29 protein-coding genes and 1 pseudogene are annotated in these 16,594 nt (G+C 70.7%); 28 read left to right on the top strand and 2 right to left on the bottom strand.

Annotated elements, in window-relative coordinates:
- The first annotated feature begins 42 nt into the window (after nucleotides 1-42).
- The 20 genes from ACY34M_RS26890 to ACY34M_RS26795 all read left to right on the top strand — a co-directional run bounded on the left by ACY34M_RS26890 (nucleotide 43) and on the right by ACY34M_RS26795 (nucleotide 11,935).
- Entirely contained in the window at nucleotides 43-642 is a 600-nt protein-coding gene (locus ACY34M_RS26890) for an RNA polymerase sigma factor (RefSeq protein WP_462723457.1), read from the top strand.
- On the top strand, nucleotides 639-1,370 hold the full coding sequence (locus ACY34M_RS26885; protein ID WP_462723458.1) for a BN159_2729 family protein: 732 nt from the start codon (nucleotides 639-641) through the stop codon (nucleotides 1,368-1,370). The genes ACY34M_RS26890 and ACY34M_RS26885 overlap by 4 nt, the downstream gene beginning before the upstream one ends.
- Nucleotides 1,367-1,699 (top strand): hypothetical protein, encoded by a 333-nt coding sequence (locus ACY34M_RS26880; RefSeq protein ID WP_462723459.1) that lies wholly within the window; start codon nucleotides 1,367-1,369, stop codon nucleotides 1,697-1,699. Before ACY34M_RS26885 ends, ACY34M_RS26880 begins: the two co-directional genes overlap by 4 nt.
- A complete protein-coding gene (locus ACY34M_RS26875) occupies nucleotides 1,696-2,052 on the top strand; it encodes a hypothetical protein (protein ID WP_462723460.1) in 357 nt (118 codons plus the stop codon). The genes ACY34M_RS26880 and ACY34M_RS26875 overlap by 4 nt, the downstream gene beginning before the upstream one ends.
- Nucleotides 2,049-2,354, top strand: coding sequence for a hypothetical protein (locus tag ACY34M_RS26870; RefSeq protein ID WP_462723461.1), 306 nt, complete (start codon nucleotides 2,049-2,051; stop codon nucleotides 2,352-2,354). Before ACY34M_RS26875 ends, ACY34M_RS26870 begins: the two co-directional genes overlap by 4 nt.
- Entirely contained in the window at nucleotides 2,351-2,641 is a 291-nt protein-coding gene (locus ACY34M_RS26865; protein WP_462723462.1) for a hypothetical protein, read from the top strand. Before ACY34M_RS26870 ends, ACY34M_RS26865 begins: the two co-directional genes overlap by 4 nt.
- Nucleotides 2,641-2,928, top strand: a complete 288-nt coding sequence (locus ACY34M_RS26860; protein ID WP_462723463.1) for a hypothetical protein — start codon at nucleotides 2,641-2,643, stop codon at nucleotides 2,926-2,928. The genes ACY34M_RS26865 and ACY34M_RS26860 overlap by 1 nt, the downstream gene beginning before the upstream one ends.
- Entirely contained in the window at nucleotides 2,925-4,223 is a 1,299-nt protein-coding gene (locus ACY34M_RS26855; RefSeq protein WP_462723464.1) for an AAA family ATPase, read from the top strand. The genes ACY34M_RS26860 and ACY34M_RS26855 overlap by 4 nt, the downstream gene beginning before the upstream one ends.
- An 84-nt stretch (nucleotides 4,224-4,307) precedes the next feature.
- Entirely contained in the window at nucleotides 4,308-5,792 is a 1,485-nt protein-coding gene (locus ACY34M_RS26850; RefSeq protein ID WP_462723465.1) for a UvrD-helicase domain-containing protein, read from the top strand.
- Nucleotides 5,789-6,064 (top strand): hypothetical protein, encoded by a 276-nt coding sequence (locus tag ACY34M_RS26845; protein ID WP_462723466.1) that lies wholly within the window; start codon nucleotides 5,789-5,791, stop codon nucleotides 6,062-6,064. The genes ACY34M_RS26850 and ACY34M_RS26845 overlap by 4 nt, the downstream gene beginning before the upstream one ends.
- 82 nt (nucleotides 6,065-6,146) lie before the next feature.
- The gene (locus ACY34M_RS26840; RefSeq protein WP_462723467.1) at nucleotides 6,147-6,836 is read left to right on the top strand and encodes a hypothetical protein; all 690 of its coding nucleotides are present in this window, start codon (nucleotides 6,147-6,149) and stop codon (nucleotides 6,834-6,836) included.
- Nucleotides 6,836-8,146: a DnaB-like helicase N-terminal domain-containing protein gene (locus tag ACY34M_RS26835; RefSeq protein ID WP_462723468.1), complete on the top strand. Its 1,311-nt coding sequence runs from the start codon at nucleotides 6,836-6,838 to the stop codon at nucleotides 8,144-8,146. The genes ACY34M_RS26840 and ACY34M_RS26835 overlap by 1 nt, the downstream gene beginning before the upstream one ends.
- Nucleotides 8,143-8,361, top strand: a complete 219-nt coding sequence (locus tag ACY34M_RS26830) for a DUF6011 domain-containing protein (RefSeq protein ID WP_462723469.1) — start codon at nucleotides 8,143-8,145, stop codon at nucleotides 8,359-8,361. Before ACY34M_RS26835 ends, ACY34M_RS26830 begins: the two co-directional genes overlap by 4 nt.
- Entirely contained in the window at nucleotides 8,358-8,633 is a 276-nt protein-coding gene (locus ACY34M_RS26825; protein ID WP_462723470.1) for a hypothetical protein, read from the top strand. Before ACY34M_RS26830 ends, ACY34M_RS26825 begins: the two co-directional genes overlap by 4 nt.
- Before the next feature lie 2 nt (nucleotides 8,634-8,635).
- On the top strand, nucleotides 8,636-9,124 hold the full coding sequence (gene ssb, locus ACY34M_RS26820) for a single-stranded DNA-binding protein (RefSeq protein WP_462723471.1): 489 nt from the start codon (nucleotides 8,636-8,638) through the stop codon (nucleotides 9,122-9,124).
- Complete coding sequence (locus tag ACY34M_RS26815) at nucleotides 9,124-9,300, top strand: hypothetical protein (protein WP_462723472.1); 177 nt, start codon at nucleotides 9,124-9,126, stop codon at nucleotides 9,298-9,300. Before ssb ends, ACY34M_RS26815 begins: the two co-directional genes overlap by 1 nt.
- Before the next feature lie 59 nt (nucleotides 9,301-9,359).
- Nucleotides 9,360-9,851 (top strand): hypothetical protein, encoded by a 492-nt coding sequence (locus ACY34M_RS26810; RefSeq protein ID WP_462723473.1) that lies wholly within the window; start codon nucleotides 9,360-9,362, stop codon nucleotides 9,849-9,851.
- Nucleotides 9,844-10,092 (top strand): hypothetical protein, encoded by a 249-nt coding sequence (locus tag ACY34M_RS26805; protein ID WP_462723474.1) that lies wholly within the window; start codon nucleotides 9,844-9,846, stop codon nucleotides 10,090-10,092. The genes ACY34M_RS26810 and ACY34M_RS26805 overlap by 8 nt, the downstream gene beginning before the upstream one ends.
- The gene (locus ACY34M_RS26800) at nucleotides 10,089-10,775 is read left to right on the top strand and encodes a hypothetical protein (protein ID WP_462723475.1); all 687 of its coding nucleotides are present in this window, start codon (nucleotides 10,089-10,091) and stop codon (nucleotides 10,773-10,775) included. Before ACY34M_RS26805 ends, ACY34M_RS26800 begins: the two co-directional genes overlap by 4 nt.
- Before the next feature lie 629 nt (nucleotides 10,776-11,404).
- The gene (locus ACY34M_RS26795; protein ID WP_462723476.1) at nucleotides 11,405-11,935 is read left to right on the top strand and encodes a hypothetical protein; all 531 of its coding nucleotides are present in this window, start codon (nucleotides 11,405-11,407) and stop codon (nucleotides 11,933-11,935) included.
- Nucleotides 11,936-12,104: 169 nt separating this feature from the next.
- On the opposite strand, the gene ACY34M_RS26790 is transcribed toward ACY34M_RS26795, so the two are convergent.
- On the bottom strand, nucleotides 12,105-12,320 hold the full coding sequence (locus ACY34M_RS26790; protein WP_462723477.1) for a hypothetical protein: 216 nt from the start codon (nucleotides 12,318-12,320) through the stop codon (nucleotides 12,105-12,107).
- A gap of 58 nt (nucleotides 12,321-12,378) precedes the next feature.
- Entirely contained in the window at nucleotides 12,379-12,615 is a 237-nt protein-coding gene (locus ACY34M_RS26785) for a hypothetical protein (RefSeq protein WP_462723478.1), read from the bottom strand.
- Between the two features lie 445 nt (nucleotides 12,616-13,060).
- On the opposite strand from ACY34M_RS26785, the gene ACY34M_RS26780 reads away from it, so the two are divergent.
- The 8 genes and pseudogenes from ACY34M_RS26780 to ACY34M_RS26745 form a co-directional block, all read left to right on the top strand.
- Complete coding sequence (locus tag ACY34M_RS26780; RefSeq protein WP_462724126.1) at nucleotides 13,061-13,690, top strand: hypothetical protein; 630 nt, start codon at nucleotides 13,061-13,063, stop codon at nucleotides 13,688-13,690.
- Between the two features lie 57 nt (nucleotides 13,691-13,747).
- Complete coding sequence (locus ACY34M_RS26775) at nucleotides 13,748-14,218, top strand: hypothetical protein (protein WP_462723480.1); 471 nt, start codon at nucleotides 13,748-13,750, stop codon at nucleotides 14,216-14,218.
- A gap of 8 nt (nucleotides 14,219-14,226) precedes the next feature.
- Entirely contained in the window at nucleotides 14,227-14,682 is a 456-nt protein-coding gene (locus ACY34M_RS26770; protein ID WP_462723481.1) for a hypothetical protein, read from the top strand.
- A gap of 35 nt (nucleotides 14,683-14,717) precedes the next feature.
- Nucleotides 14,718-15,290 (top strand): hypothetical protein, encoded by a 573-nt coding sequence (locus ACY34M_RS26765; protein WP_462723482.1) that lies wholly within the window; start codon nucleotides 14,718-14,720, stop codon nucleotides 15,288-15,290.
- A 79-nt stretch (nucleotides 15,291-15,369) separates the two neighbouring features.
- Nucleotides 15,370-15,501, top strand: coding sequence for a hypothetical protein (locus ACY34M_RS26760; RefSeq protein ID WP_462723483.1), 132 nt, complete (start codon nucleotides 15,370-15,372; stop codon nucleotides 15,499-15,501).
- Between the two features lie 12 nt (nucleotides 15,502-15,513).
- Nucleotides 15,514-15,729 carry a hypothetical protein gene (locus tag ACY34M_RS26755; RefSeq protein ID WP_462723484.1) on the top strand — a complete coding sequence of 72 codons (216 nt, stop codon included), beginning with the start codon at nucleotides 15,514-15,516 and terminating at the stop codon, nucleotides 15,727-15,729.
- A 150-nt stretch (nucleotides 15,730-15,879) separates the two neighbouring features.
- Nucleotides 15,880-16,251 carry a hypothetical protein gene (locus ACY34M_RS26750; RefSeq protein ID WP_462723485.1) on the top strand — a complete coding sequence of 124 codons (372 nt, stop codon included), beginning with the start codon at nucleotides 15,880-15,882 and terminating at the stop codon, nucleotides 16,249-16,251.
- 153 nt (nucleotides 16,252-16,404) lie between these two features.
- Nucleotides 16,405-16,594: pseudogene (locus tag ACY34M_RS26745) on the top strand (hypothetical protein); the annotation flags it as partial.

Genomic DNA, 16,594 nt, shown 5'->3' with positions numbered 1-16,594 from the left:
ACAACCAGCTCCACCCCTACGTCAACAGAAGGAAGACAGGCTGTGAAACCACAGGCTATCCGCAAGATCACACCACCAGCAGCGGCCGAGATGCAGGTCGTCGCCGCCGCCCGTGCCGGTGACCCCGACGCGTTCGCCACCCTCTACAACGACCACCACGACGTCGTGTTCTGCTACGTGCTCTCCCGCACACGGAACAAGACACTGGCGGAGGACCTGACCCAGGACGTCTTCGTGCGGGTCCTGCGCCGCCTGGACACGTTCTCGTGGCAGGGCAAAGAGATCGGCGCGTGGGTCAACACGATCGCCCGCAACATCGTGCACGACCACTACAAGGCGAGCCGCACCCGGTACGAGGTGCCGACCGACATCCTGACGGACAGCGACGAGTTCCCGGACACCGCCGAGGACGACGCCCTGCGCCACCTGGAGCTCGTCGAGATCCGGCAGACGATCGAGCACGCGATGCTCTCCCTGACCGACGGTCAGCGGGCCTGTGTCCAGGCGCGGTTCCTCGACGAGCTCAGCGTCGACGAGACGGCGGCCGTGCTGGGTCGGGACAACGGCGCGGTCAAGACGCTCCAGTACCGCGCGGTCAAGGCCATGAAGCGCGCCCTCGCCGACGAGGCGGTGGCCGCATGAACAAGAACCTGCCGCACGCCGTGAAGATCGTGCGCGAGGCCATCGAGTCGTCCGGCTCCGACCCGGCCGCCGCCATCGTCCACGCCCTGAACGACGCCCGCCTGCTCGTCGACCCCGAGAAGTCGTTCGGCACCGTCCTCTACCGGACGGCCACCGGAGTGGCGAAGCGCCGACCGCTCACCGACCTGGAAAAGCAGGCCGCCGCGTGGGAGGCATCGATCCAGCGCGCCGCCGCCCTGGTCGTGCAGATCGAGGGCAAGTTCGGCAGCGAGCCCGGTTTTCAGCGGGTGCGCATCGACGGCGATCAGGTCACGGTCGGCTACTCGTGCACGGCCATCGAGCAGTGGCACCAGCTCCGCATCTACTTCGGGATCACCGAGGACCAGGTCCAGGCGACCGAGTACGCGTTCGTCGGCCGGGGTCACCGTGACGGTGTCGCCGTGACGGTCGTCGCGTATGACGCGCCGCAGCTCGGGGACGAAGGCGCCGAGGCTCGCCGCCCGTACCGGCACGACGGGATCGTGTACGACCTGGCTCTGCCCCAGCGCGACATCACCGGGGAGACGTGGTTCTTCCACGGCGAGGTGACGGCGGACGGGGTGCCGCTGCTCGCGGTGGACAGCCGCCCGGAGCGCTGCTCGCTGTCGACCATCGTCGAGTTCGTCGGCCCGCTGACGCCCGTCAGGGATTCGGCGACGCCCGTCACCGGGGGCGGTGAAGCCGCATGAGCAAGACCACCGTGCTCCAGGCCGCGGCCGTCACCATGCTGCTGGCGAAGCGCCCGCAGCTCGCTGCACTCCCGATCGACTGGAAGCTCAACGACGACGGCGATGTGTTCCTCGCCCTCGCCCTCGACGCTCCGTCGCGCTCGGTGCCCGAGATCGCTCAGGAACTGGCCAAGGCCCTGCGCGGAGCCACCGTTGACGTGTTCGAGCAGACCACCGTGAAGGGACGCCCGTACCGCTGCCACACCGTGTGGGGCAAGCACGCCGGGGTCACCTTCCGCCTGTCCTCGATCGAGTACCCCGACGAGGCCACGGGTGGTGAGGTCACGTGAGCCAGGACCCTAACGACGGGGAACTCACCGAGATCATCACGCCGTCGCTCGACGAGATGGCCAAGGCACCCGGCGCGGCGCAGACCAAGTACCGCGTGACGTTCGCCCGAGTCGGCCGACACGGTGGACGCGACGGCAGCAACCCGCCCGCGCCGCTCACCGTGTGGGCCGTCACCGCCGACGAACTCGCCGATCACATCACCCAGTACATCCGCCCTTACCTGCTGTCGCGCGAGACCGAGGTGCTCGTGGACCTGGAGAAGATGCGCGGCCAGGTCCTCGCCGGGTTCAGCAACGGCGGCACGTTCACGATCGAGACGCTCCAGACCGCCGAGGGCGGTGAGGTCGCGTGAGCCAGGACCGTAACGACGAGTCCGCCACTGGGAAGGACACCCCCGCCGGGGGCGAGTCCACCCAGGGCGAGTTCTTCAAGGCAGGCCGCGAGTACACCACGAGCGACGGCTGGACCGCGCCCGAGGAGACGCTCTACTTCCGGTGCAAGTACGTGACCACGAGCCCGGAGGGCGACCGCATCGCCTTCGGGTTCGTCCGGCTCGGCACCAACATGGAATGGATCCCGGCCGGGTTCGGCGCCCGCGAGTGGTTCTACTCGCACGGCCGGCACGTGCGCGGACCCGAGGGGGACGCGCCATGAAGATCCCCAGCATCGCCGCCGTCGCCTGCATCCGCATCGCGAACAGCGAGGACCCCGACCGTTTCCAGCGCATCGTCGAGGTCGACCAGCTCGACGCCCACCACGGTGTCGACGTCGCGGCCGCCGCCGAATCCGCCTGGAACGCCACCGACCACGTGCGGCTCGCCGCCGAGCTCGAAGTCCTGGCCGGCCTCCGCCGCATCGGCGCGGCCGCCCACCCGACGAGCTGCTGGTGCGACGCCTGCCGCGTGCGCCGCTCCCTGAAGTCCGAGACGAGGGAGCTCTGATGACCGCGTACAGCGACGTGTACCGCGCGCTCACCAACGAACGTGCGCTCCGCCCGGCCGAGGCGTCCCGACTGCTGGCCGCCCTCCGCGACGAGCACGCTCACGAGCTCGCCGAGCACATCCGCGACGAGGCCAAGAAGCGGTGCGAGCTGAAGCCGACGGACACGCACGCCGAGTCCCGCCGCAAGCGCCGCCGGTTCAAGGGCCTGTTCTCTGCCGCCTCACTCATCGACCCCGCCCACCAGCGGGCCAACCTGCCCAACCAGCGCGACCGGAGTACGTCATGACCTTCACGTTCACCACCGCCACCCGTGAGCAGGCCCGCGCCCGGATCGGGCTCCAGGGCCCGGCCGGGTCGGGCAAGACCAAGTCCGCGCTGCGCATGGCCGAGGGCCTGGCGAAGAGTGGGCAGATCGGAGTCGCTGACACCGAGCGTGGCTCCGCCCTCAAGTACGCCCCGGTGCCGGGCCGCGAGGACCTCGGCGGGCACGAGTTCCTGCACCTGCCCATGGACCGGCACGACCCCCGCGACCTGATCCAGGTGGTACGTGCCGCCGAGGAGCAGCGCCTGGCCGTGCTGATCGTCGACTCGTGGTCGCACTTCTGGAACGGCCGCGGCGGTCTGCTGGAGATCGTCGAGGAAGCCGGGTCGCAGCGCGGCGCGGGCGGGACCTTCGGCGGCTGGCGCACCGGCAACCCGATCGAGCAGGACATGCTCGACGCGATCCTCAACTTCCGTGGCCACCTCATCGTCACCATGCGCACCAAGGGCGATTACGTGATCGAGGGGAAGACGGTCACGAAGCTCGGCGTCAAGGCCGTGCAGCGCGAGGGCGCGGAGTACGAGCTGGATGTCGTGATGGACATGGTCCAGGGCACGGCCACCGTGACGAAGACCCGGTATCAGCCGCTCGACGGGCAGGTGTTCCACCACCCGGGCGAGGACGTCGCCGAGATGATCCTGGAGCAGCTCGGGCAGGGCGTCGACCCGGTGCAGGCGATCGTCGACGAGCTGGTGAAGGACGGGCTGACGTACGACCAGGCGCTCGTCCTGCACGCCCGAGCGAAGGGCCGGGGGGTCCTCAACTCCGACACTCCCCACCCGAACACGGGCGAGGACACGAAGCTCGGGGATCTGATCCGGGAGTACGGGCAGGCGGTCAAGCCGCAGGCTCCGACGCCCGTCAGCGCCCCGTCAGCGCCCGCGCCGTCGGCGCCCGGCGAGGCCAACGCGGAGGCTGCCGCGCTCGACGCTGCGTCCTCCGCGCTCGACAACGAGGCCCCGTCCGGTGAGCGGGTGACGGCCCCGCAGATGCGCATGATGCACGCCCTGTTCACGAAGGTGGGGCTCGGCGACAAGGACGATCGACCGCAGCGGCTGCACGCGACGGCGCTGATCGTCGGCCGTGCCATCGGGTCGGCGAACGACCTGACGCGCGACGAGGCGAACACTCTGCTCGACACCCTCGCGAACTTCGGCGACCGCGAGTCGGCGGCCGCCGACTTCGCCGCCATGGTCGAGGGACTGGAGAGCGACCGCGCCCGGGCCACCGACGAGGCCGCCGAGCAGAGCGCGGCCTGATCCACCACTGATCCGCGGGTCCCGCCCTGCCCTTCCCCCATCGGGGCGGGGCCCGCGCTCCCAGAGAGGAGGTGCACCCCAGTGGTGAACCCCACCCCAGAACAGGCCGAGGCCATCGCCGCGTACGGCGACGGAACCGATCTCGTCCTCCAGGCCGGCGCCGGGTGCGGCAAGTCGAGCACGCTGAAGCTGATCGCTCGCTCGGACCCGCGCGCCCGCATGACGTACGTCGCGTACAACAAGGCGATCGCCGACGACGCGAAGCGCAGCTTCCCCATGTCCGCGACGTGCTCGACCGCCCATAGCCTGGCGTTCGCCGGGATCGGCCGCCAGTACGCACACCGGCTGTCCAGCCCCCGGCAGACCGCACACCAGGCGGCACAGTCACTGAACGTGCCGAAGGTCCTCGGCTACCCGACGGGCACGCCGTTCGTCCTCAACGACGCGGGCGAGAAGATCGCGTTCCCGTCGAAGAAGATCATGCGGACCGCGCTGGAGACCGTGACCCGCTGGTGCTACTCGGCCGACCCGGACCCGACCGACCAGCACATCCCGCGCCGCACCGGCATGAAGTCCCGCGAGACGATCGCCCAGATCGCCGAGCTGGTCCTGCCCGTGGCCCGCACCGCATGGCACGACCTGCGCAAGCAAGACGGCGTACTGAAGTTCCAGCACGACCACTACCTGAAGATGTGGCAGCTCGGCGGCCCCAAGCTGCACACCGACGTCGTGCTGCTCGACGAGGGGCAGGACACGAACGACGTCGTGGTCGACGTGATCCAGCGGCAGGAGCACGCACAGCGGATCGTCGTCGGCGACTCCGCCCAGCAGATCTACAGCTGGCGCGGAGCGAACGACGCCCTCGCGAAGTTCACCGCGACGGGCGCCCAGGAACGGATGCTGTCGCAGTCGTTCCGGTTCGGCCCGGCCATCGCCGAGGCGGCGAACGACTGGCTCTACATCGTGGGGACCGGGCTGCGGCTGGCCGGCTTCGACCCGGTGCCTTCGGTCGTCGGCCCCGTCGACAGCCCGGATGCGGTGCTGTGCCGTACGAACTCGGGCGCCATGCAGGTGGTCGTCGATGCCCTCGGCCGTGGCCTTCCCGTCGCGCTCGTCGGCGGCGGCTCCGACATGAAGCGCCTGGCTCAGGCCGCAGAAGCGTTGCAGCAAGGTCGCGACGTCGACCACCCAGAGCTCGTCGGGTTCCCGTCCTGGGACGCGGTCCGCCAGTACGCCGACGAGGAGGCGGACGGCGCGGACCTCCGCGTGCTCGTCGACCTCATCGATGAGTACGGCACCGCGGCCGTCATCAAGTCGGCCGACGCCCTGGTCACCGAGGACAAGGCCGAGCTGGTCGTGTCGACCGCGCACCGGAGCAAGGGCCGCGAGTGGGACAGCGTCCTGATCCACTCCGACTTCCGCGCCCCGTCCCCGGACCCGACCACCGGGTTGGTGACGGTCCAGCGCGAAGAGGCCCGGCTGGCGTACGTCGCGGTGACCCGCGCCCGCCTGGCCCTCGACGACCAGGCCCTCGCCTGGAGGGACGAGATCAAGGCGGTGTCGGAATGACAGACATCGTCGTACTGATCTTCGGCACCGCCGCCGTGTTCATCTTCGTCTTCGCCTACTGCCTCACGGCCAGCCCCCGGCCGATCGCGCCGCCGCTCCCGCCCGTACAGCCCGACTACGAGGAGGGCCTGGAGCGGATGCGCGCGGCGGTCGCCGGCGCCTACCGCGAGGGCGAGCCCGGACTGTCCATCTCGCCGGACCTCGTCGACTGCTGGCTGATCTGGTCCGACCCGCCCGGCTCCGACCTGCTCGCCGACCAGGACCCGGACTAGCCCCGTGGCCTGGCGGTCCCGACTCCGGCCGCCAGGCCACGGCCACCGCACCACTGCACACCGCGCTGAAAGGGCGTCATCTGTGGGAACCCGCCTGGTCGTCGAGGTCGTAACCGCGGCTCCGACGACACTCACACACCGCGAGGCGTGGCTGCTCGCGGTGCTGGCGGAGGACGCCGACGACGCGACCCGCACCACCCAGTCCAGCATCGAGGACCCGAAGCTGCTCGCCCGGGCTCGGGTGTCGCGGCCGCAGATGTACGCGGTGCTGCGGGCCCTCGCCGACAAGGGGGTGCTGAAGCGGACGGCGGCCGGGCACCGGCACGGTGCCGCGCGGTACGAGCTGCTGCCGCTCGACTCCGCCACCCCGGCCCCGGCCCCAGCGCCCAAGGCTCCCGCGCGGAGGACGCCCCCGCAGCAGCCCGCCCGACCGCAGGCTCGCCGCGAGCGCCCTGCCGCGCGGGCCTCGCCGCCCGCCGGGTTCGACGAGTTCTGGGAGGCGTACCCCCGCAAGGTCGCCAAGGGCAACGCGCGTACCGCGTACGCGAAGGCGGTCAAGGGGGGCGCCGACCCGGCCGTCATCGCGGCGGCCGCCGCCAAGCACGCCGCCCAGTGGCGCGCCGCGCACACCGAGGTCCGGTTCATCCCGCACCCGGCTACCTGGCTGAACGGCGAGCGCTACGACGACGAGACCGAACCCCCGCCCGGTCACCAACAGCCGCGGCTTCCCGGCCCCGGCTACCAAGACCCGACCGAGAAGGGCATCTTCTGATGACCAGTCCCCACCCGCCTGACGAGTTCGAGCGGACGCTGCCGAACGACCTCGCCGCCGAGCAGGCATACCTCGGCGCCCTGGCCTTCGCCCGTCATGACGCCCGTCGGGTGCACAAGCTCGTCGCCCCCGCCGAGTTCTACCGGCCCGCCCACACCACCATCCACGCGGCCGCCGGCCAGCTCCTGGACGAGGGCGAGCCGGTCGACCCGGTCACCTTGGCGGCCGCGCTCCAGGCGGCCGGTGCTCTCTCCCGTGTCGGGGGCGCCGCGTACGTCCACCACCTCGCGCAGACGGTGCCGCTCGCCGGGAACGCCGAGCACTACGCCGAGATCATCCGCGAGCACGCGCAGCGTCGGGCCCTGATCGTGGCCGGGCAGGAGATCGTGCAGCGCGCCTACGACCCGGCGTCCGGCGACCCGAGCGACCTCGCCGAGGAAGCGGTCGCGCTGACGCGCGGTGTCCGGGACGCAGGCCGCGCCGCCGACGACACCCCCGTCACCGACATGCACGACTTCCTGACGGTCGTCGACACGTATGACTGGGTGGTGCCGGGGCTGCTGGAGCGCGGAGACCGGCTGATCCTCACGGCCGGGGAGGGCGGCGGTAAGTCGGTGCTGCTGCGGCAGATCGCCGTCGCCGTGGCGGCCGGGGTCAACCCGTTCACGATCGTGCCGTCCGAGTACGGCGCGCAGCGTGTCCTCGTACTCGACTGCGAGAACTCCGCGCCGCAGTCCCGCCGCCACTACCGGCACCTCATGAACGCGGCGCAGAACGCGCACCAGCCGGTGAAGCGCGGGCAGCTCCACATCGACGTCCGCCCCGAGGGCGTCGACCTCACGCGCGGCGAGGGCCGGGCCTGGCTGATGCGCCGGGTCGAGACCGTGATGCCGGACCTGCTGGTGATCGGCCCGATCTACCAGCTCCACACCGGGGACCCGTCGTCGGAGGATCACGCCCGCCGGGTCACGACCGCGCTCAACGAAGCGAGGGTGACGGCGAACTGCGCGATGGTCCTGGAGGCGCACGCCCCGCACGGCAATGGGTTCGGGCCGCGCTCGCTCCGCCCGGCCGGCTCGTCGCTGTGGATGCGCTGGCCCGAGTTCGGGTTCGGGCTCCGCCCCGTCGAGGACGAGAAGAGCGCGGAGGAGGACCGGGCACGGCGCCTGGTGCCGTGGCGCGGCCTGCGCGACGAGCGTGGGTTCCCGACGTTCCTGCGGCAGGGGCAGCGCGGCGGCTGGCCGTGGGTGCCGTACACGCCGATCGACACGGACATCCGCGGCTACTCGCCGACCGGGGCCACGGGATGAGCGGCAGGTGCCGGGTGTGCGGGCGCCGCCTCGTCTCGGAGAAGTGGGCCGCGCTGGGTGTGGGCCCGGTCTGCGCCCGCGCTACCGGTCTCCTTCCCCCGGCGCCGCCCCACCCGTTCCGCGCCACAGTCCACCAGCCGACGGCGCCCGCGCCGATCCCCGGCCAGACCACCATCCCGATCCAACCCACCCTCCCGGAAGAGAGACCGACGTGACCGGACCTGAGCACTACATCGAGGCCGAACGGCACCTCAGCGCCGCCTCCCATCTCGACAAGCCCTGCGGACGGCCTGTCGATCCTGACGCCTCCGCGTTCCACCTGGCTGCCGCACAAGTCCACGCGAACCTCGCGAGGATCGCGGCCGACGTCTTCAGCCGGCCTATCGAAGGTCAGCCCGACAGCGGGGGCATCGCGGAAGAGGAGTGGGACGACTGGAACGAAGCCGTATCCCAGACCGGCAAGTACGCCACCACGAAGGAGAACTGATCATGTCTCTGCCCGCGATGACGGGCGTCGGACGCCTCGTCGCCGACCCCGAACTCCGCTTCACCAACAACGGCAAGGCCGTCGCGAACATCCGCCTCGCCTTCAACTCCCGCCGCCTCAACCAGCAGACCCAGCAGTGGGAGGACGGCGACACCTTCTGGGTCAACGGCACCGCGTGGGAACGGCTCGCTGAGCACGCGGCCGACACCCTTGCCCAGGGCATGGAGGTCGTCGTCACGGGCGAGCTCCGCACCGAGCAGTGGGAGAAAGAAGGCCAGAAGAACAGCCGCCCCGCCCTGCTGATCCGCAGCATCGGGCCGAGCCTCGCGTACGCCACCGCCACCGTGACGAAGGCCAACGCCCAGCAGCAGGGCGGCGGACAGCAGCAACGGCCGGCGCCCCAGCAGCAGGCGCAGTACCGGCAGGGCCCGCCGCAGAACGACCCGTGGAACACGAACCAGCCCCCGGCCAACGACGAGCCCCCGTTCTAGTGGCCGCCTTCGCCCGCTTCCCCGGCGGCGCCGACGATCTCTCCGAGATCGTCGAAGCCCTCCACATCGCCGCGGACAGCCGAGAGCAGGACGCGCCCGAGCAGTCGCTTCGCTGGCGCTGGCTCGCCGACGACATCGGCGACGCCCTCGACCAACTGCCCAAACCGCAGCAGTAGACGAACCTCCGGAGCAGGGGCCCCTCGAAGGGCCCCACCCGGCACCACCAGGAGCCGACATGTTCCGCCTCTTCCGCCGCGCCCGCCCGGCGCAGCCCGAACCCGAGTACGTCGCCAACCTCGCCCGCGACCTTTCCGAGCGCCTAGAGCGCGAGAACTCCTGGAAGCGCCACGCGAACAGCTTCGCGACGCAGGCCGCCGTCGCCGCGCAGGACCGTGATGCCGCGTACCGCGACCGCAACCACGCACTGGCCTGGCTCGCCGCGCTCCATCCGGCGACCGCCGTCATCACGCCGTCCGTCGACCCGGACGCCGAGGGCTGGTCCTGGCTGTACGTCACCGCGGGTGGCTGGCAGATGCGTTGGTACATCAGCCCGCTGGATCTCTCGTTGTTCGCGCACGTCGAGCTCGTCGAGGCGAATGACCCGCGCGCGCAGTGGGACGGGCACGGCACCGACCAGAAGTACCAGCGGATCCGGCAGCACGTCCGGCTCCTGGGTCTCGAGGACGGGGCGCTGACGCCCGTCACGCCCGAGGCCCGCAGTGCCTGACGAACGACCCGGGCAGCTCGCCCCGGCCCGGCTCGCCCAGATCAAGGCCATGCGGTTCACGACGAGTCTCAACCCGGCCGCCGGGTTCTTCGCCACCGACACCGAGCGCGAGCTGTACCTGCTCGCCGCCCGCTGCTGGAACGCGTTGCAGGAAGTCCTCCGCGACCACACCCACCTGACCACCGCACATAACGAGGCGACCGCCCGCCTCGCCGCCTGGGAAGGACACCCCGACCAATGAACGCAGCCGACGACCTCGACACGATCACTGCTCGCTGGCCCGCGTTGGCCGAGGCCGCCGGCACCCGGCCCGTCACCGGCTGGCCCCCGGTCATGGGCATCGCCCGCGTGCTGGACGACCAGGAGCGCGAGGAGTACGCGGCCGAGCGCGCGGACACGGCGCCGGACGCTCCGGGCCCGCGGCCGACGCCCGTGAACGTGGATGTGCTCGACGTGATGCGGACGATCGAGCAGGGCCTGTGTGCGACGGCGGACTGGCTGGCGTCCCGGGTGCAGCGGCCCGTCATGACGGTGCCGACGGGGCGCGGCTGGTCCGACGAGGCGCACCGCCAGGCCGCGCTCGCCGCGGCGAAAGATGCGGCGGACTCGCGCCGCTGGAGGTACCAGGGGGAGCGGTCCGCGTCGACGGCCGCGGAGTGGCTGGCGCTGCGCCTCGCCGATGCGCCGGGCCCGTTCCGTGCGCTCGACGATGGCGAGCGCGAGGCCGTCACGAAGGTCGCGGCGATGGGTGCTGAGCTGATCCACCGGACGCTCGGCGAGCAGCGCCGTACGGAGGCGGTGCCGAGGCCGTGCCCGGTCTGCCGGGGGCAGCTCGTCGTCGAGGGTGGCGACGGCCTGCCGCCAGTCGTGCGGTGCGAGGACTGCGGCCGCTCGTGGCGGGAGCGCAGCGATGACGTGGCGTGAGCGGAGGGAGTGTGCGCGGCGACACGTGCTGAATGCCGGGTTTCACCGCGTACACGTCAGACAGCGACACACTTCCTTCACATCTCCCACCCCATCTGCGTAGCGTGAAGTGGCATGGTTGATCGACCGATGAGATGGACGCTCAGAGCGTCCGCGTTGGGGGGATTTCATGCGCACTCGCACCGCCGCAGCCTCTGCCGTTTTAGTCCTGTGCACCGCCCTGGGGGCGACAGCCTGCTCCGACCCTTCGGACATTGGGCCTTCGTCCGGCAGCTCAGCGTCAACCAAGGACGGCACCAGCCAGCGTCAGGCGAACAGGGTTAATCCTGAGGTCGACCCCTCGGACTGCGCGACGACCGCAGACAAGATGCCGAAGGGCTGTGAGGTCGACCTGTCTGTGCCGGAGACCGGCGAGGCGTCCCCCGCCCCTGAAGGTCCGTCGACGAACTGAGCCTCGACAGCCAGGTTTACGGCGGGCCGAGTCTCCGGACTCGGCCCGCCGTGCAGATCAACTCGGCTCGTGTCGTTCACAAAAACTCCACACTTTAACCACATGTTCCTCTACCATCACTTCTCGTTCACATTGGTTGAGGCCTCAGCTATGAGGTCAGGGGTGGGGGTAGAGATCCATGCGTACGAACTGGCGCCTGAAGTGCGCTGTCCTGGGTGGCGCCGTAGCGCTCGCCCTGTCGACGTTCGCCGTCTCGCCAGCACAGGCTGACGACGAGCCACCTGCTGGATACGTCGAGGTAGAGATGCCGGCGGACATGGAGATCGTGGAGGCGACACCCCCGCCGCCAGGCGCCCCGACTCCCGCGGCTCCCGGGGCAACGACTGCGCTCGGATTCGGGGACCACGCCTGCAACGCCATGATCTCCACTTACGGATCAACCGGCTGCTTCCAGCCCTACGGCGATGTCATCTGGTCATTGGACACCGAGGCGGACGGCCGGTCCTCTGTGACCGTCGTTCACACCGACTACGGGCGAGCCGACTACGCGTGCATCAACAAGCAGGGGAAGGGCAACTGGGGGTACTGCAACAAGGACTACCGGGAGGACGGCAACGTTCGGCTGCAGGTTCTGCGTTACGACAGCGACACGGGCTCCTTCTACCAGCCCATTGCAACGTCCGGCTGGACCCCGGTCGACGGCCAGTAACCCCTTGGAGGGCGCCGGAAGGCGGACCGTACGCCACTCCGCCGCGAAGGCCCTGGACGAACTCCAGGGCCTTCGTGCTGCCCATCCTGTGGACGCCCTCTTGTGATCCACAGGGCAGTGAGGTTATAGCGCTGTGGGTAAGCCCCCTCGGGCCTGTGGATAACTGGACTTAGTGCGTCCAGTCGTCGGGCCCGCCGCCCCGCCAATCGATCAACGACGTGCGGACAACGTCCATCTCGTCCCACTCCTGGAGGCCCGCCTCCTGCATGAACCGGACGACGTCCTGCACCGAGTACGCCCTGCCGAGGATCGCGCCGTCGACGCGGACCCGGCGGCCGCCGTCCTCATCGGGCGGGTAGATCACGACGGGCTGCGGAGAGACCATGACGCCATGCTGCGGCGAGTGCAGCCGTCCCGCAGCCCGAGCGCTCGGGAGGGACCCGTTACTTGCTGTGGTTGAGCACGTTGCCGTTCACACAGTGGTTGACGGTGTTGCCCACCCAGTCCCCGCCCTCAGGTACGACGGCCAGTTCCTGGTAGCAGACGGATGCGGCGCTGAAGGCCCAGTTGGTTGCAGCGTTGGCGCCGGAGCCGAAGTTGGTGTCGTTGTCGGCGTGGGCAGGGGCGGCCATGGCGGTGGCGGCGAGCGTGAGGCCGACAACGCTGATGATCTTCTTCATGCACGACGAACGATGGACCAAGCGGGGTGGGTACGGGACCGCATCACTGATCGCCCGGTTGGTGGACTCGGCTACTACTCACACCGTGACGCCCGTCAAACCCCGTCACATCTAGGCGAACCCCTCCCGCCACACCAGCAGGACCCGCTACCGTTCAAGGACGGCAGATGCCCCCCGTAGGGCGTCACCTCCCAAACAAGGCGAGCCCCGGCAAGGAGACTGCAACTCCCGCCGAGGCTCTGACCACTTGGAGATGACGCTCCTCATGGTTGAGCTGCACCCTAATGCGCCCACGTCACCGCCGAACACCCCCACCCCACGCTGGGTTTCCTGGCTCACAGACTTCGGCCGCCCCATCGTCGCCGCCTGGGTCATGATCATGTGCGCCCCGGGTGAACACCACCTCGGCCGCCTCGCAGGCTGGTCCGATCACCTCGCGTGGGGCATGGCCGGAGTCCTAGCCGCGTACGCCGGCATCGCCGCGGCCGTCGCGAGCAAGCGCCCCAAGGGCGCGCCCGGCAAGACGTCCGCCGTCGCCGGCGCCTGGCTCTCCCTCGGCACCGCCATGTCCGCACAGCCGGTGTCCCACATGTTCGTCACCGGGCACTGGACCGCCGAGCCGCGCCCGCCCGTCTGGCTGGTGGTCGCCGTGTCGTGCGTCCCGCCGCTCGTCCTCGGGCACCTGCTGCACCTCGCCGCGACCCCGGTCCCGGCCGCCCCGGCGACGCCCGTCACCGCGCTGACGGCCCCCGTCACGGAGCAGCCGGCCGCCCCCGCGCGGAGCAGCGCCTGGACGCACGCCGTACCCGCGGGCGTCGACCTGCTCCCGATCGTGCCGCGCACTGCGACGCCGCCCCCCGTGATCACGTACTCGGACCGTCGGTGCGAGGTGATCCGCCCCCTGTACGACGTGGGCACCCGGCCCGGCACGAAGGCGATGCGTGAGGCCCTGGTCGCCGCGCTCGGCGAGGCGCCGTCCGACGGTGTGATCCGCGGCCAGCTCCGCGCCGAGATCGAGATGCGCGAGCCGCACCTGGCGCAGCTTCCCCCCGCCCCGGTCGCCATCGGCGCCTGACGTACGCCCGCCCTCGCGCGGCCGCGTACGACCGCGCCCTCATGCCCTGGGGAACCCATGCCCAAGCACGACCAGGACGAGGAGCCGGACTGGTTCACCGTCAAGCCGCGAGACGAAGACTCGACCGATCCAGATAGCGAAGGGCCGGCGCCTGCCGCGCAGCCGCATCCCCAGCAGGGCGTGCACATCACCGTGACGCCGCCGCCCCCGCCGCCCGCCAATCCGGCCAAGGCGGAACGGCGCGCGCGGGTCCGCCGCTGGCTCGCCGTCCACGGCGCGGCCGCGACCGTCGGCTGGTACGTCGGGCTCGGCCACCTCGCCGAGAAGTTCATGACCGAGGTCGGCGACAGCGCACCCATGGCCGCGCTCATCATGGCCGGGATCACCTGGTGGGCCGCCGAGCTCGCCACGGAACGCGTGGGGCTGGTGCCCAGCAAGCTGCGCCCGGCCGCCCGGATCGTCTACCGCATCCCCTTCGCCACCATCCTTCTCGCCGTTGCGCTGCACGCGCCGCGCGCAGCCTTCTAGGAGTCCTCGTGTACCTCGCAGCAGACACCAGCGGCGCCGTGTTCGGTGTGCTCGGCTCGGGCGGTATCGCCGTGTGCCTGACCACCCTGTTGATCTTCGGCGTCGTCGGGGGAGGGAAGGTCGACTTCGGTACGACGGGCGCCGCCGTGTGCGCCTTCGTCGCGGGCACCGCGTACGTGTCCGCCGGGAAGATCTGGGCCAACCCCGGCAAGGTCGTCGAGCAGGGCTTGACCGGGCTCGGCGTCGGCACCGGCACCGGCCCGTTCGGTGACGTCGGGATCGGCGCGGTCGCCATGCTCCTGGCCATCGTCCTGGTCGCGGCTCCGTCGAAGTGGCTGCCGCCTGCCCGCGCGGCCGTCGTCGGCATGATCGCCGCGTTCGTCTGGCCCGCCGCCGGGGACGGCTCGATCTGGGCCATGCCCGTTCAGTTCGCCGCCGCCGTCCTGATGATGGTGGGTGCCTGATGCGCGTCTGGGTTTCCCTCTGGACGGGGTCGACGATGATCTGCCGGACTGTCGGGGCATGGATCGCCGGGGGAGCAGTGCTCCGGCTCCTGGTCCTCGCCCTCGTCGCCGGGTTCGTCAAGGGCCTGCCGCACTCCTGGGACATCGCGACCATGCTCGCCGCGGCCTGGCTCGTGACGGCCGTCGTACTCGGGCTGCGCCAGCCCTGGCCGCCGGCCGCCCTCTCGGGCGAGCAGCCGGCCCCCGCCGAGGAGGTGGCGAAACCTGCCCTCCCCGGCCGTGACGAGCTCGCCGCCGCGCTGCACGCGGTCGCCGCCCCGCACGCCCACACGTCCGTCGTCGCCGCCCGCCTCGGGCTCTCCCCCGAGCGCGTACGGGAGGCCCTCACGGCGGCCGGTATCCCCACCAAGGGGGTGCGCATGAAGGGGCGCGGCTCATCCACCGGTGTGGACCGGGCCGACTTTCCGCCCCTTCCCTCCCCCGACGAGCCGTCCCCTGACGACGTTGTTGACGCAGGTCAGCCCGCCAACAACAACACCGACGAGCGTCCGAGCGTGGTCCGCCGAGCGGGGATGTTGATCATCCGTCCGCGCAGAACCGACGCCTGAGACTCCGGGGCGGCCGACTGCTGCCAGGCGCCCGGCCGCCCCGGTTCACCCATCCCGATCAAGAGACAGGAGCACCATCGTGCCAGCAGAACCTGAGCAGACAACCACCCCGGATCCGGCTCCGGAGCCCCCCTCCGCCCCGGCCAACGACTCCCGTTTCGTCACCGTCTACGACCCCGAGCGTGGCGGGCACTATCCGCCCGGGCGCTGAAAGGATCACCCCATGAGCGAGCGCGTGAACGTGAAGGTCCTGCTGATCTTCGGCGAGCAGGCGGAGATCGTCGCCGACGTCCCGGCCGAGGAGCGTGTCGAGCCTGTCCGGTATCCGGCTGCGGAGATCGCCGAGGCGGTCGGGCTGACGGTGCAGGATCTGCCTGGCCTGCGGCTGACGGCTGACGTCGGTGACGATGATCGTCTGAGTGGGTGGCGTCTGGCCTGACGCCTGGTCACGGCCCTGGTCTCGTCCTGAGATTGGGGCCGTTTCCTTCCCCCGAAGTGTTGCCTTTTAGTGCACCAATACCCCATAATAGAGACCAAGAGGGAAGGGGCCGCGAACCCCGACCCACCACCCACAAGGAAGGAAGCCGAAATGGCCGACTCCAGCGACCTCAACATCGAGGACCTCGCCAAGAAGCTGAGCCTGACCTACCAGGCGCTCGTCCTCTGCTGCGAGCAGCTGCCCATCCCGATCGCGCTCCCCAGGGCGGGCGCGACCAACGTCGAGGCCGAGCCCGCCGTCCGCCGGGTCGCCGACCTCGCTGACGAGCAGCCGATGCCCACGGAGATCCAGGCGCACCTCTTCAGCGCCGCGATCTTCTGGCTCACGGGCCTGGACGTCTTCCGGTGCCTGATCGTCGACGGCTGGAGCCACACCAGGGCCTTCCAGTTCATCGGCGCCCTGATGATCGCCCAGGATGCGATCACGGACCTCGGTGACTGGCTCGTCGAGCAGATGGCCTGATCCACCCCGTCGCCCCCGGCACCCAGCCGGGGGCGACCCTCATTGCAAGATCAGAAAAGAGAACGACCGGCAGGCCCGGGCCGAAGCCCAGACACCCCGAAGGGCGCTCGCGAAAACCTGCCGGTCCCACCCAGCCGAAAGGGCCGGACCACCATGGTAGAGCCGACGACCGAGGGCGAGACCCTCGCCGAGATCGCCGACCGGTACGGCCGCGCGTACAACACGATCCGCAACCAGTGGGCCCGTCACGACGCCTGGCCCGCCCCCGTCGGCAAGCGCGGCCGCAGCCTCACGTACGACCCCGCCGCCGTCGACCAGGCCGTCGCCGAGCACTTCGTGCGCA

It is taken from the genome of Streptomyces sp. EDA2-14, assembly GCF_054963755.1.
This window is presented reverse-complemented; position numbering and strand designations above follow the sequence as displayed.

Coding starts and splice junctions, on each gene's coding strand:
- ACY34M_RS26885 (WP_462723458.1), top strand. CDS start 639: ATGAACAAGAACCTGCCGCACGCCGTGAAGATCGTGCGCGAGGCCATC.
- ACY34M_RS26880 (WP_462723459.1), top strand. CDS start 1,367: ATGAGCAAGACCACCGTGCTCCAGGCCGCGGCCGTCACCATGCTGCTG.
- ACY34M_RS26865 (WP_462723462.1), top strand. CDS start 2,351: ATGAAGATCCCCAGCATCGCCGCCGTCGCCTGCATCCGCATCGCGAAC.
- ACY34M_RS26860 (WP_462723463.1), top strand. CDS start 2,641: ATGACCGCGTACAGCGACGTGTACCGCGCGCTCACCAACGAACGTGCG.
- ACY34M_RS26855 (WP_462723464.1), top strand. CDS start 2,925: ATGACCTTCACGTTCACCACCGCCACCCGTGAGCAGGCCCGCGCCCGG.
- ACY34M_RS26845 (WP_462723466.1), top strand. CDS start 5,789: ATGACAGACATCGTCGTACTGATCTTCGGCACCGCCGCCGTGTTCATC.
- ACY34M_RS26835 (WP_462723468.1), top strand. CDS start 6,836: ATGACCAGTCCCCACCCGCCTGACGAGTTCGAGCGGACGCTGCCGAAC.
- ACY34M_RS26830 (WP_462723469.1), top strand. CDS start 8,143: ATGAGCGGCAGGTGCCGGGTGTGCGGGCGCCGCCTCGTCTCGGAGAAG.
- ssb (WP_462723471.1), top strand. CDS start 8,636: ATGTCTCTGCCCGCGATGACGGGCGTCGGACGCCTCGTCGCCGACCCC.
- ACY34M_RS26810 (WP_462723473.1), top strand. CDS start 9,360: ATGTTCCGCCTCTTCCGCCGCGCCCGCCCGGCGCAGCCCGAACCCGAG.
- ACY34M_RS26800 (WP_462723475.1), top strand. CDS start 10,089: ATGAACGCAGCCGACGACCTCGACACGATCACTGCTCGCTGGCCCGCG.
- ACY34M_RS26795 (WP_462723476.1), top strand. CDS start 11,405: ATGCGTACGAACTGGCGCCTGAAGTGCGCTGTCCTGGGTGGCGCCGTA.
- ACY34M_RS26790 (WP_462723477.1), bottom strand. CDS start 12,320: ATGGTCTCTCCGCAGCCCGTCGTGATCTACCCGCCCGATGAGGACGGC.
- ACY34M_RS26785 (WP_462723478.1), bottom strand. CDS start 12,615: ATGAAGAAGATCATCAGCGTTGTCGGCCTCACGCTCGCCGCCACCGCC.
- ACY34M_RS26780 (WP_462724126.1), top strand. CDS start 13,061: ATGGCCGGAGTCCTAGCCGCGTACGCCGGCATCGCCGCGGCCGTCGCG.
- ACY34M_RS26775 (WP_462723480.1), top strand. CDS start 13,748: ATGCCCAAGCACGACCAGGACGAGGAGCCGGACTGGTTCACCGTCAAG.
- ACY34M_RS26765 (WP_462723482.1), top strand. CDS start 14,718: ATGATCTGCCGGACTGTCGGGGCATGGATCGCCGGGGGAGCAGTGCTC.
- ACY34M_RS26755 (WP_462723484.1), top strand. CDS start 15,514: ATGAGCGAGCGCGTGAACGTGAAGGTCCTGCTGATCTTCGGCGAGCAG.
- ACY34M_RS26750 (WP_462723485.1), top strand. CDS start 15,880: ATGGCCGACTCCAGCGACCTCAACATCGAGGACCTCGCCAAGAAGCTG.